Origin of the sequence: Citrobacter sp. KTE30 (assembly GCF_000398825.1) — a bacterium.
GTDB lineage: Bacteria > Pseudomonadota > Gammaproteobacteria > Enterobacterales > Enterobacteriaceae > Citrobacter > Citrobacter freundii.
The window spans coordinates 3,386,051-3,397,617 of the sequence record NZ_KB976055.1 but is presented as its reverse complement, the minus strand read 5'-3'; the positions used below and the strand labels follow the sequence as shown (position 1 = coordinate 3,397,617).

At 50.3% G+C, this 11,567-nt stretch carries 14 protein-coding genes; 8 read left to right on the top strand and 6 right to left on the bottom strand.

Annotated elements, in window-relative coordinates; genetic code table 11:
• Positions 1–335 precede the first annotated feature (335 nt).
• Complete coding sequence (gene smpB / locus WC1_RS06955) at positions 336–818, bottom strand: SsrA-binding protein SmpB (protein WP_003031211.1); 483 nt, start codon at positions 816–818, stop codon at positions 336–338.
• Between the two features lie 154 nt (positions 819–972).
• Between smpB and ratA the strand changes: the two genes are divergently transcribed.
• Positions 973–1,416, top strand: coding sequence for a type II toxin-antitoxin system toxin RatA (gene ratA, locus WC1_RS06960; RefSeq protein ID WP_003031213.1), 444 nt, complete (start codon positions 973–975; stop codon positions 1,414–1,416).
• Positions 1,400–1,696: an RnfH family protein gene (locus WC1_RS06965; protein WP_003839823.1), complete on the top strand. Its 297-nt coding sequence runs from the start codon at positions 1,400–1,402 to the stop codon at positions 1,694–1,696. Before ratA ends, WC1_RS06965 begins: the two co-directional genes overlap by 17 nt.
• A gap of 50 nt (positions 1,697–1,746) precedes the next feature.
• Here WC1_RS06965 and bamE read toward each other — a convergent pair whose 3' ends face one another.
• The 3 genes from bamE to nadK all read right to left on the bottom strand — a co-directional run bounded on the left by bamE (position 1,747) and on the right by nadK (position 4,866).
• On the bottom strand, positions 1,747–2,091 hold the full coding sequence (gene bamE / locus WC1_RS06970; RefSeq protein ID WP_003826401.1) for an outer membrane protein assembly factor BamE: 345 nt from the start codon (positions 2,089–2,091) through the stop codon (positions 1,747–1,749).
• A gap of 149 nt (positions 2,092–2,240) precedes the next feature.
• Positions 2,241–3,902: a DNA repair protein RecN gene (gene recN, locus WC1_RS06975; protein ID WP_016150791.1), complete on the bottom strand. Its 1,662-nt coding sequence runs from the start codon at positions 3,900–3,902 to the stop codon at positions 2,241–2,243.
• 85 nt (positions 3,903–3,987) lie between these two features.
• Positions 3,988–4,866, bottom strand: a complete 879-nt coding sequence (gene nadK / locus WC1_RS06980; RefSeq protein ID WP_003031220.1) for an NAD(+) kinase — start codon at positions 4,864–4,866, stop codon at positions 3,988–3,990.
• 122 nt (positions 4,867–4,988) lie between these two features.
• Here nadK and grpE point away from each other — a divergent pair, with 122 nt between their 5' ends.
• On the top strand, positions 4,989–5,582 hold the full coding sequence (gene grpE, locus WC1_RS06985) for a nucleotide exchange factor GrpE (protein WP_003031221.1): 594 nt from the start codon (positions 4,989–4,991) through the stop codon (positions 5,580–5,582).
• Positions 5,583–5,631: 49 nt separating this feature from the next.
• Here grpE and WC1_RS06990 read toward each other — a convergent pair whose 3' ends face one another.
• Positions 5,632–6,921, bottom strand: a complete 1,290-nt coding sequence (locus WC1_RS06990) for an HlyC/CorC family transporter (RefSeq protein WP_008324538.1) — start codon at positions 6,919–6,921, stop codon at positions 5,632–5,634.
• A gap of 18 nt (positions 6,922–6,939) precedes the next feature.
• Entirely contained in the window at positions 6,940–7,731 is a 792-nt protein-coding gene (locus WC1_RS06995; protein WP_003031224.1) for a cytochrome C assembly family protein, read from the bottom strand.
• Positions 7,732–7,896: 165 nt separating this feature from the next.
• Between WC1_RS06995 and ffh the strand changes: the two genes are divergently transcribed.
• From ffh to rplS, 5 genes are all read left to right on the top strand, one after another.
• The gene (gene ffh, locus WC1_RS07000) at positions 7,897–9,258 is read left to right on the top strand and encodes a signal recognition particle protein (RefSeq protein WP_016150790.1); all 1,362 of its coding nucleotides are present in this window, start codon (positions 7,897–7,899) and stop codon (positions 9,256–9,258) included.
• A gap of 253 nt (positions 9,259–9,511) precedes the next feature.
• A complete protein-coding gene (rpsP, locus tag WC1_RS07005) occupies positions 9,512–9,760 on the top strand; it encodes a 30S ribosomal protein S16 (RefSeq protein WP_003031228.1) in 249 nt (82 codons plus the stop codon).
• Positions 9,761–9,778: 18 nt separating this feature from the next.
• The gene (rimM, locus tag WC1_RS07010; RefSeq protein ID WP_003031230.1) at positions 9,779–10,327 is read left to right on the top strand and encodes a ribosome maturation factor RimM; all 549 of its coding nucleotides are present in this window, start codon (positions 9,779–9,781) and stop codon (positions 10,325–10,327) included.
• 44 nt (positions 10,328–10,371) lie between these two features.
• Positions 10,372–11,139, top strand: coding sequence for a tRNA (guanosine(37)-N1)-methyltransferase TrmD (gene trmD / locus WC1_RS07015; RefSeq protein ID WP_003031232.1), 768 nt, complete (start codon positions 10,372–10,374; stop codon positions 11,137–11,139).
• A 39-nt stretch (positions 11,140–11,178) separates the two neighbouring features.
• Entirely contained in the window at positions 11,179–11,526 is a 348-nt protein-coding gene (gene rplS, locus WC1_RS07020) for a 50S ribosomal protein L19 (protein ID WP_002914145.1), read from the top strand.
• Positions 11,527–11,567 lie beyond the last annotated feature (41 nt).

Below are 11,567 nucleotides of genomic sequence, written 5' to 3'. Positions count from 1 at the left end.
ATTGAAAAGGATACTTTCCGGTGCGTATTTAATGATTTGTTTTTGGTTAACTTATTGTATTTTAATATTTTTTATTTAAATTGAAATGAAGGGGGGATATAATAAACAACAGTAACAATAGTGTTATAAAATAAGCCTAAATATAGGCGATATGGTCTTGAAGTTTTATTTTATTAGACTATGGGTCGCTACGGTAATGCCATAGCAGTTTATTTCATACCTGAACGATTCAGCACAAATAAACCATAAATTTGATGAATGTATTGGGTGGGTTTCAATAACTAAAAAATAAGAACCAGTCTCAGGGGGAGAGACTGGTCACAGAGGAGTAGCGTTTAGCGACCAGCATTTTTCATAATACGCGCTTTATCTAACTGCCATTCGCGTTCTTTCACATCGGAGCGCTTGTCGTGCTGTTTCTTACCTTTTGCGACGCCAATTTTCACTTTGCACCAGGCATTTTTCCAGTACAGTGAAAGCGCAACGACGGTATAACCGTCACGATTCATACGACCATACAGGGAGTCGAGTTCACGCTGGTTTAACAACAGCTTACGGGTACGGGTGGGATCACATACCACATGCGTTGAGGCAACAGCCATTGGCGTGAAGTTGGCGCCAAACAGGAACGCTTCGCCGTCTTTAAGGATGACATAGCTATCGCCGATGTTAGCTTTACCTGCGCGTAGAGATTTGACTTCCCAACCTTGCAGAGCGAGTCCTGCTTCGAACTCTTCTTCAATAAAGTATTCGTGTCGTGCGCGCTTGTTAAGCGCGATTGTGGCTGAGCCAGGTTTGTGTGCTTTTTTCTTCGTCATAATGCCGCTCAGTATAGGTAATCTGGAATCGAAAAACACCCCATTTCATCCAGCGGGGCGCAAGGCGCTATCTTAGCACGAGTTAGGCTATAGCGTTTTTTTTAGCGGGGGATAAATGGTATTATTTGTGTGATTGATATTGATGGAAATTGTTATGCCTCAGATTAGCCGGACCGCTTTAGTACCTTACAGTGCGGAACAGATGTATCAGCTAGTGAATGATGTTAAATCCTATCCCCAGTTTTTACCGGGTTGCACCGGTAGCCGTGTGCTGGAGTCAACTCCGGGACAGATGACCGCGGCTGTGGATGTCTCGAAAGCAGGGATTAGCAAAACGTTCACCACGCGCAATCAATTGACCAGTAACCAGAGCATCCTGATGCATCTGGTCGACGGCCCGTTCAAGAAACTCATTGGCGGATGGAAGTTTACGCCACTGAGTCATGAAGCATGTCGTATTGAATTTCATCTCGATTTTGAGTTTACCAATAAGTTAATCGAGCTGGCGTTTGGTCGTATCTTTAAAGAGCTGGCTTCAAACATGGTGCAGGCCTTCACGGTTCGCGCGAAAGAGGTTTACAGTGTCAGCGTCGGCTAAAATTGTCGTTGAAGTGGCGTATGCGCTGCCCGAGAAACAGTATCTACAGCGTGTAACACTGCAACAGGGTGCTACGGTGGAAGAGGCAATCCGCGCTTCCGGTCTACTGGAATTACGTACCGATATCGATCTCAGCAAAAATAAAGTCGGGATATACAGCCGTCCGGTTAAGCTTGCTGATGTTCTGCATGACGGCGATCGGGTGGAAATATACCGGCCACTGATTGCTGATCCGAAAGAGCTGCGCCGACAGCGAGCAGAGAAATCCGCAAAAAAATAGCAGACAATAAAAAAGGTGCTCATTGAGCACCTTTTTTTGATCTGTTAATCCTACTTGTTGTCGGTCAACGCAGGTTTGTTATCAATGTTTGTCAAAACGCCGCTGCTGTTAAAAGTCAGCGTCAGTGTTTGCTGGGTTACGCCTTCATGACCAGGTTGCTGACGGAACACATAAAACCAGGTGTTAGTGCCAAAAGGATCGGACATCATTGGTGTACCCAGAGCATAAGCAACCTGCTGTTGCGTCATACCCGTGCGCACTTTGGCGACATCGGTAGGTGTCAGATAATTTCCCTGGTTGATGTCAGGGCGGTAAACCACTCGCTCCAGAGTGGAACAGCCTGCAGTCAACATCAGTAGTACTGCTGCAGCAGCAGTCAGCGTTTTACAGCGCATAGTGATTTGATTCCTTTTCGGGCCCGAGCAGTACGCGGCTCATATGTAATATGCCGATGATAATAGACCTTTCACCACTTTAAAACCTTTTGCTGTCGGGTCGGTCGGCGATTTTATGTTGAACTCAGACCTTAACAAGGTAAAAAAGTTTATGCCGCCAGCAGTTCTTTTGCATTTGCGAGGGTATTGCGCGTTACTTCGCTACCTCCGAGTAAGCGGGCTAATTCCTGCAGACGAGCGCGTTTATCAAGTGGCTGCATGTGTGTTTCGGTCATCGCGCCGTCAGTTTCTTTGCTGACATAGAAATGTTGATGGCCACAGCCAGCAACCTGCGGCAGGTGAGTAACACACATTACCTGGGTTGACTCGCCCAACTGACGCAGCATTTTTCCCACCACCGCAGCAGTCGGGCCGCTGATGCCGACATCCACTTCATCGAAAATCAGCGCCGGTGTTTCCATTTTACGTGCGGTAATAACCTGAATAGCCAGCGCAATGCGCGACAGTTCCCCACCGGAAGCGACTTTCGCAATCGGCTGTAACGGCTGGCCTGGGTTAGTGGTCACTTTAAACTCTACGCGATCGGCACCGTCTGAGCTCAAATGATGTTCCTCAAATTTCACATCAATGCAAAAGACACCGTGCGGCATTGAGAGAGTATGCATGCTCTCTGTAATAAGCTGTCCCAGTTCCTGAGCATAATGCTGGCGCTGTTGGTGCAGCATTTTTGCCGTTTCCAGTGCCTGCTGGTGGTGATTGTTCACCGCCAGGGTTAAGGTTTCGAGAGAGTCGGCCTGGTCGTCTAACTGCTGTTGTTCATCCAGCAATGACTGATAGAACTGTGGCAGCGCTTCAGGGGCAACATGATGCTTTCGCGCCAATGAGATTTGTTTGGAAATACGCTGCTCAAGTTCGAACAAACGGTTAGGGTCTAAATCCAGACGATCGCAATAGTGGCGCAGCTCGTCGCTGGCTTCGCTGAGCTGGATAGTAGCCTCTTCCAGCATGTCCAGAATACCGGAGAGCTTACTGTCCATTCCTGCCAGTTCACTAACCAACTGTTTTGCCGTGTACAGCTGGCTTTGCAGATTAACGTCTTCGCCGTCTGCCATGATAGCCAGTGCCTGTTGGCTGGTGGTGAGCAATTGCCCGCTGTTAGCCAGACGCTTGTACTCTTCATCAATTTGCTCAAATTCACCTGGCTGCGGGTTGAATTCGTTCAGTTCTTTTAACTGGTATTGCAATAGCTCTGCCCGGGCTGCGCGTTCCTGACTCTGTTGTTGATGATGTGCCAGGTCACGGCAGCTTTGGTGCCACAGTTGGTAGCGCACAGCCATTTCCTGAGTCAGGGACGCTTCATTGGCGTAGCCATCAAGCAGGGATTTTTGGTGTTCTGATTTTGTCAGGAGCTGATGCGCATGCTGACCGTGGATTTGAATAAGCAACTGGCCCAACTCGCGCAGCTGTGACAGCGGTACGGCAGTGCCGTTAATGAAGCCACGTGAACGTCCGTCGCTGCTGATAACGCGACGTAGCAAACACTCACGGCCTTCCTCAAGCTGGTTTTCTTCCAGCCAGCGCAGGGCCGCGGGGGTGTCTTTTAAGGTGAAGCGGGCGCAGAGGTCGGCTCGCGTGGCGCCTGCACGTACCATGTCGGCGTCTGCGCGTCCGCCCAGGCACAAACCGAGAGCATCAATGGCAATGGACTTACCCGCACCTGTTTCACCGGTAATAACGGTCATTCCGTTCTGGAAATCGATCTCAAGTTCACGAACGATAGCAAAATTGCTGATGGTCAGTTGTGCCAACATAGCTGTTTTCCTGTATGAAAAACCATAACTGTAATTACGTACAGTATAAACTGGTTTTTTATACAGTAAAGAGGTTGGCGTTAAATTAGAATAATTTTTTTGACCAGCCTAGCTTAGTGCTTAATGTGTTGAAATAGCTGTAATCTTTTGGATGTATCAGGTTCAGATGATAATCACAGCGGCGAATTAATACGTCTTCACCTTCCTGTATAGGCAGGGCGATCTGGCTGTCACAGCTGATTTCCAGATCGTTACGGCGATGAGAGAAGCGCAGGCGAATGGTGCTGCTACTGTTGATCACCAGCGGTCGTGCGGAAAGCGTATGTGGGAACATCGGGACTAGCGTAATGGCATCCAGCGAAGGCGTCAGTATCGGGCCTCCGGCAGAGAGTGAGTAGGCAGTAGAGCCGGTCGGTGTGGAAATAATCAAGCCGTCTGAACGCTGGGAGAAGGCAAAAATTTCATCGATATAGACTTCAAATTCAATCATGTGCGCCACTTTTCCGGGGTGCAACACAACTTCATTGATCGCAGTGCTAATACGCTTCTGGCAGTCCAGTTGGCACACCTGGGCTTCGAGTAAAAAGCGCTTTTCGCTGATGTAGTGGCCTTCCAGCACGTCAGCTAACTGTTGTTGCGCATTGTCTGGGTCAAGGTCGGTCAGGAAACCGAGGTTGCCGCGGTTAATGCCAATAACCTTGATGTCATAACGTGCCAGGGTGCGTGCGGCGCCCAGCATATTGCCGTCGCCACCGACAACCACGGCGAGGTCTGCCTGCTGGCCAATCTCTGCGAGCGTACCGGTTTTCACATTTTTCAGCTGCAGCTCGTGGGCGATTTGTTGCTCAACGATTACCTCATAACCTTTGGCGCACAGCCAACGGTAGAGCATTTCATGTGTGGTCAGTGCAGTGGGGTGACGTGGATGCCCCACAATGCCAATACACTTGAAATGTTTGTTCATTTTCTCGAGGTCCTTGTAACGAAGATTAGTGACAATGTGAGTACTTCCCTTGAAACCCTGAATCTTATCCCCATAATAATCCAGGTTAGCGAGATGAATGCGAAAAAAACGCGGAGAAATTCATGAGTAGTAAAGAACAGAAAACGCCTGAGGGGCAAGCCCCGGAAGAAATTATCATGGATCAGCACGAAGAAGTTGAGGCGGTTGAATCAGACGCTTCTGCTGAGCAGGTGGATCCGCGCGATGAAAAAATTGCGAATCTGGAAGCTCAGCTTGCTGAAGCCGAAACTCGCGAGCGCGACAGCGTGTTGCGTATCAAAGCGGAAATGGAAAACCTGCGTCGTCGTACCGAACTGGACGTAGAAAAGGCGCATAAGTTTGCACTGGAAAAATTCGTCAACGAGCTGCTGCCGGTGCTGGATAGCCTGGACCGTGCGCTGGAAGTTGCGGACAAAGATAATGACGCGATGGCGGCTATGGTTGAAGGTATTGAGCTGACCCGTAAGTCAATGCTGGATGTTGTGGCGAAGTTTGGCGTACAAGTGGTTGCGGATATCGACGTGCCGATGGACCCGAACGTGCATCAGGCGATTGCCATGGTAGAGTCTGACGACGTTGCTGCCGGTAATGTGCTGATGGTTATGCAGAAAGGCTATACCCTGAACGGACGTACCATCCGTGCGGCGATGGTCTCTGTGGCGAAAGCTAAAGGCTAATCAGCCTCAGACCGGGTAATGCTGATGCGCTACCCGGTCTGGATTACTCTCACTGGTCCGATACGCTTTCCCGCAGCGGTTTGACGGGCAACACCTGCACCTGTTTAATCATATTGTCCTGCACGTCGAGAATATCGATATCGTACTGCCCAATACGCACACGTGTGCCGGCAACCGGGATTTCTTCCAGCGCTTCAAGAATAATACCGTTCACGGTACGTGCATCATCCTCCGGCAGGTGCCAGTTAAACGCCTTATTGATTTCACGAACGTTGGCGCTGCCGTCAATGATCACCGAACCGTCATTCTGCGGTGTGACTTCTTCGGCAAGCGTCGGTGACATTGAGGTCGTGAAGTCACCAACAATCTCTTCCAGGATATCCTCGACCGTAACCAGTCCCTGAATATCACCATATTCATTGACGACCAGGCCCACTTTCTTCTTATTGCGCTGAAATTTAATGAGCTGGGTGCTGAGTGGCGTGCCTTCCGGAACGTAATAAATTTCGTCGGCGGCGCGTAACATGGTCTCTTTGGTGAACTCTTTTTTCTCGGCCATCAATCGCCAGGCTTCACGTACGCGTAGCATACTGATAGCGTCGTCCAGCGAGTCACGATACAGCACAATACGACCGTGCGGAGAGTGCGAAAGCTGACGCACGATTGATTTCCAGTCATCGTTAATATCAATGCCGATAATTTCATTACGCGGGATCATGATGTCATCTACGCTGACTTTTTCCAGATCCAGCACTGACAGCAGCATATCCTGGTTACGGCGTGAGATTTGCGATCGCGATTCATTCACCAGCGTTCGCAGTTCATCTTTACTCAGCGAACCGCTCACTACGATATCCGTTTTGATGCCCATCATGCGCATCAGCAGCCGCGTGATGGTGTTGAGTAACCATACCAACGGCATCATCAGAATTTGCAGGGGAGCCAGCAGGACACTGCTCGGATAGGCGACTTTTTCCGGATATAGTGCGGCAATCGTCTTTGGCAGTACTTCGGCAAAAACCAGTACCACAAACGTCAGTACCCCAGTGGCAATGGCGACGCCCGCATCGCCATACAGGCGCATACCGACAATAGTACCGAGCGCGGAGGCCAGAATATTCACCAGATTATTGCCGATGAGCACCAGGCTTATCAGACGATCCGGCTTGCGAAGTAACTTTTCAACGCGTTTTGCCTGTCGATTTCCCTGCTTGGCCCGATGACGTAGACGATAGCGATTCAGGGTCATCATTCCGGTTTCAGAACCGGAAAAATAGGCGGAAATGACCACCATGATGAGGAGCGTGACAATGAGCGTGGTGGTGGAGATGTGTTCCACGTAGGATTCCTTAAAGATTTAACTCACGAACTGCTGCAGGATACGACTGCCGAAATAGGCCAGTGTCAGAATGCCTGCGCCTGCGACGTTAAACCATACGACGCGACGTCCGCGCCAACCTTCATGGTAATGCCCCCATAACAGAACGATATAGACAAACCATGCCACGATAGAGAGAACGGCTTTATCAATGTTCTCGGTACTGAACAGGTTATGCATGTAAAACAGGCCTGTGCACAGGGTGAGTGTCAGCAGAACCACGCCAATTTGGGTGATATGAAACATTTTCCGCTCAATACTCATCAGCGGCGGCATCTCATTGCTGAAAGCCAGTTTTTTGTTTTTCAGCTGGTAGTCAATCCACGCAAGCTGTAGCGCATAGAGTGCGGCGATAATCAGCGTGGCGTAAGCGAAAAGCGAAAGCCCGATATGGATCATCATGCCCGGCGTAGCTTCGAGATGGGTGATGAACTCGTTAGGCATAAACGTGGCGAAGGCCAGGTTTATCAGCGCAAAGGCGTAGACAATGGGCAGCAATAGCCAGCCTCGATTGCGGGAAGCGACAATGGTCATTACCGTACAGATCATCAGGCTCACCAGCGAGCCGACGTTCAACAGACTCAGGTTTTGTCCGCTTTCACCGCCGGGCAGAATACGCGCTTCCAGGGCGATAGCATGGCTTACCAGCGCGACAACCGCAGAGAGAATAGCCATACGCCGCCAGCCGCTGTTTTTTTGCAGCAGAGCGGGAATAATCAGCGCGAGGCTGACTGAGTAGGCGACAAGAGCAAGCAGAGCAAAAACGGGCATATAGGTGTCGACAATTGGCCAGTGATAAAGAAAAGCAGTATAGCGTTACGTGACCGCTGCTCCAACCGTTGCATAACAACAAAGGCGGCTTCATGTTATACTGCGACAAATTTATGTTGATGTGTCGCTGTCGCGACCGACCGTTTCCACCCCAGGCGAGAGACAATGTTTGATAATTTAACCGATCGTTTGTCGCGCACGCTGCGCAATATCAGTGGCCGTGGACGCCTTACTGAAGACAACGTTAAAGAGACGCTGCGCGAAGTGCGCATGGCGCTGCTGGAGGCTGACGTAGCGCTGCCGGTAGTGCGTGAGTTTATCAATCGCGTAAAAGAGAAAGCGGTTGGTCATGAAGTTAACAAAAGCCTGACGCCGGGTCAGGAATTCGTCAAGATTGTCCGTAACGAACTGGTTGCGGCAATGGGCGAAGAAAACCAGACCCTGAATCTGGCTGCACAGCCGCCAGCCGTGGTGCTTATGGCGGGCCTGCAGGGTGCGGGTAAAACGACCAGCGTCGGTAAGCTGGGTAAATTCCTGCGCGAGAAGCACAAGAAAAAAGTGCTGGTGGTCTCCGCGGACGTTTATCGCCCGGCGGCGATCAAACAGTTGGAGACTCTGGCCGAGCAGGTCGGCGTGGACTTCTTCCCGTCGGATGTTGGCCAGAAGCCGGTCGATATCGTTAACGCCGCGCTGAAAGAAGCCAAACTCAAATTCTATGACGTGCTGCTGGTGGATACCGCCGGTCGTCTGCACGTTGACGAAGCGATGATGGACGAAATCAAACAGGTCCACGCTTCTATCAAACCGGTAGAAACGCTGTTTGTGGTCGACGCCATGACCGGTCAGGATGCCGCGAATACCGCAAAAGCCTTTAACGAAGCGCTACCGTTAACCGGCGTAGTACTGACAAAAGTTGATGGTGATGCTCGTGGCGGTGCGGCGCTTTCTATTCGTCATATTACCGGTAAGCCAATTAAATTCCTCGGCGTCGGCGAGAAAACCGAAGCGCTGGAGCCGTTCCACCCGGACAGGATTGCTTCGCGTATTCTCGGCATGGGCGACGTGCTGTCGCTGATCGAAGATATCGAAAGCAAGGTTGACCGCGCGCAGGCAGAAAAATTAGCCAGCAAGCTGAAAAAAGGCGATGGCTTCGATCTCAATGATTTCCTTGAACAGCTCAACCAGATGAAAAACATGGGCGGTATGGCAAGCCTGATGGGCAAGCTGCCGGGCATGGGTCAGATCCCTGACAATGTGAAATCGCAGATGGACGATAAAGTTCTGGTGCGTATGGAAGCCATCATCAATTCGATGACGATGAAAGAACGCGCTAAGCCGGAAATTATCAAAGGTTCCCGTAAACGCCGTATCGCTGCCGGTTGCGGTATGCAGGTACAGGACGTAAACCGCCTTCTGAAACAGTTCGACGACATGCAGCGCATGATGAAGAAAATGAAGAAGGGCGGTATGGCGAAGATGATGCGTGGTATGAAGGGGATGATGCCGCCCGGCTTCTCCGGTAGATAAATATATCGGGCTACCTTATTTGCCATTTTGACGCCGGAGTGTGCTCGAAATGCTCACGTACTGCGTGTACGCTCCGCTTTCTGCGCGCACGCCGACGCCAAACTGGCTGCAACGGTAACGCCCTGGTATAAAGCTTCATCACATGTTGATTGCTTTTTTCCCAGAAATCAGTAAAATTTTCGGGCTTTTAATATGACACCCGGGCTCCGTTCCTCGATGGGGCCTGGGTGTTTTATTCACACAAGAGGATGTTATGGTTACTATTCGTTTAGCTCGTCACGGCGCTAAAAAGCGTCCGTTCTACCAGGTTGTTGTTACCGACAGCCGTAATGCACGCAACGGTCGCTTCATCGAGCGCGTTGGCTTCTTTAACCCAATCGCTAGCGAAAAAGAAGAAGGCACTCGCCTGGATCTGGATCGCATCGCTCACTGGGTTGGCCAGGGCGCGACTATTTCTGATCGCGTAGCTACGCTGATCAAAGCAGCAAACAAAGCAGCTTAATCTGTCACGGTGGTCATGATGAGCAAGCAACTCGCCGCACAGGCTCCTGTAGAACCCATCGTTTTGGGGAAAATGGGGTCTTCTTACGGTATCCGTGGTTGGCTCAGAGTGTTTTCTTCCACTGAAGACGCCGAAAGCATTTTTGACTATCAGCCCTGGTTTATCCAGAAGGCGGGTCAGTGGCAGCAAGTACAGCTGGAAAGCTGGAAGCACCACAATCAGGATCTGATCATCAAGCTGAAAGGCGTTGACGATCGTGATTCGGCGAATCTACTGACTAATTGCGAAATTGTCGTGGATTCCTCGCAGTTGCCAGCGCTGGAAGATGGTTCCTACTACTGGAAAGACCTTATGGGCTGCCAGGTAGTGACCACTGAAGGCTACGATCTCGGTAAAGTCGTCGATATGATGGAAACCGGTTCGAATGACGTCATCGTCATCAAGGCAAACCTGAAAGATGCGTTTGGTATCAAGGAACGTCTTGTGCCGTTCCTCGATGGGCAGGTTATCAAGAAAGTCGATCTCGCTACTCGTACTATCGAAGTAGATTGGGATCCTGGTTTTTAAACCACCGGATAAACGGTAAAAGTCGGCGTTATGGGGATTGGCTTGTGTTTATAGGTATCGTTAGCCTGTTTCCAGAAATGTTCCGCGCAATTACCGATTACGGGGTAACTGGCCGGGCAGTAAAAAATGGCCTGCTGAACATCCAGAGTTGGAGTCCTCGTGACTTTACTCATGACCGGCACCGTACCGTGGACGATCGTCCGTACGGCGGCGGACCGGGGATGTTAATGATGGTGCAACCTTTACGGGACGCCATTCATGCAGCAAAAGCTGCGGCTGGTGAAGGCGCAAAGGTGATTTATCTGTCACCTCAGGGACGCAAGCTTGATCAAGCGGGCGTTAGCGAACTGGCCACGAATCAAAAGCTGATTCTGGTATGTGGTCGCTATGAAGGAATAGATGAGCGCGTGATTCAAACCGAAATTGACGAAGAATGGTCAATCGGCGATTACGTACTCAGCGGTGGTGAGTTACCGGCAATGACGCTGATCGACTCCGTTTCCCGGTTTATTCCGGGAGTTCTGGGTCATGAAGCTTCAGCAATCGAAGATTCGTTTGCTGATGGATTGCTGGATTGCCCGCACTATACCCGACCTGAAGTGTTAGAGCAGATGGAAGTACCGGCAGTGTTACTGTCAGGAAACCACGCTGAGATACGTCGCTGGCGTTTGAAACAGTCGCTGGGCCGGACCTGGCTTAGAAGACCTGAACTTCTGGAAAACCTGGCTCTGACTGAAGAGCAAGCAAGGTTGCTGGCGGAGTTCAAAAAGGAACACGCACAACAGCAACATAAACATGATGGGCAGGCGTAAGCCCCCAATATCAGTTTACCCAGGATAAGAGATTAAATTATGAGCAACATTATTAAGCAACTTGAACAAGAACAGATGAAGCAGGACGTACCTTCCTTCCGTCCGGGTGATACCGTGGAAGTGAAAGTATGGGTTGTTGAAGGTTCCAAAAAACGTCTGCAGGCATTCGAGGGCGTGGTTATCGCTATTCGTAACCGCGGTCTGCACTCTGCATTCACTGTTCGTAAAATTTCCAACGGCGAAGGCGTTGAGCGTGTCTTCCAGACTCACTCTCCGGTAGTTGACAGCATTGCTGTTAAACGTCGTGGTGCTGTTCGTAAAGCTAAACTGTACTACCTGCGTGAGCGCACTGGTAAGTCTGCTCGTATCAAAGAGCGTCTTAACTAAGATTCGCGCAAGCGACATCCTGTTAGAAAAGGGCTGGCCGA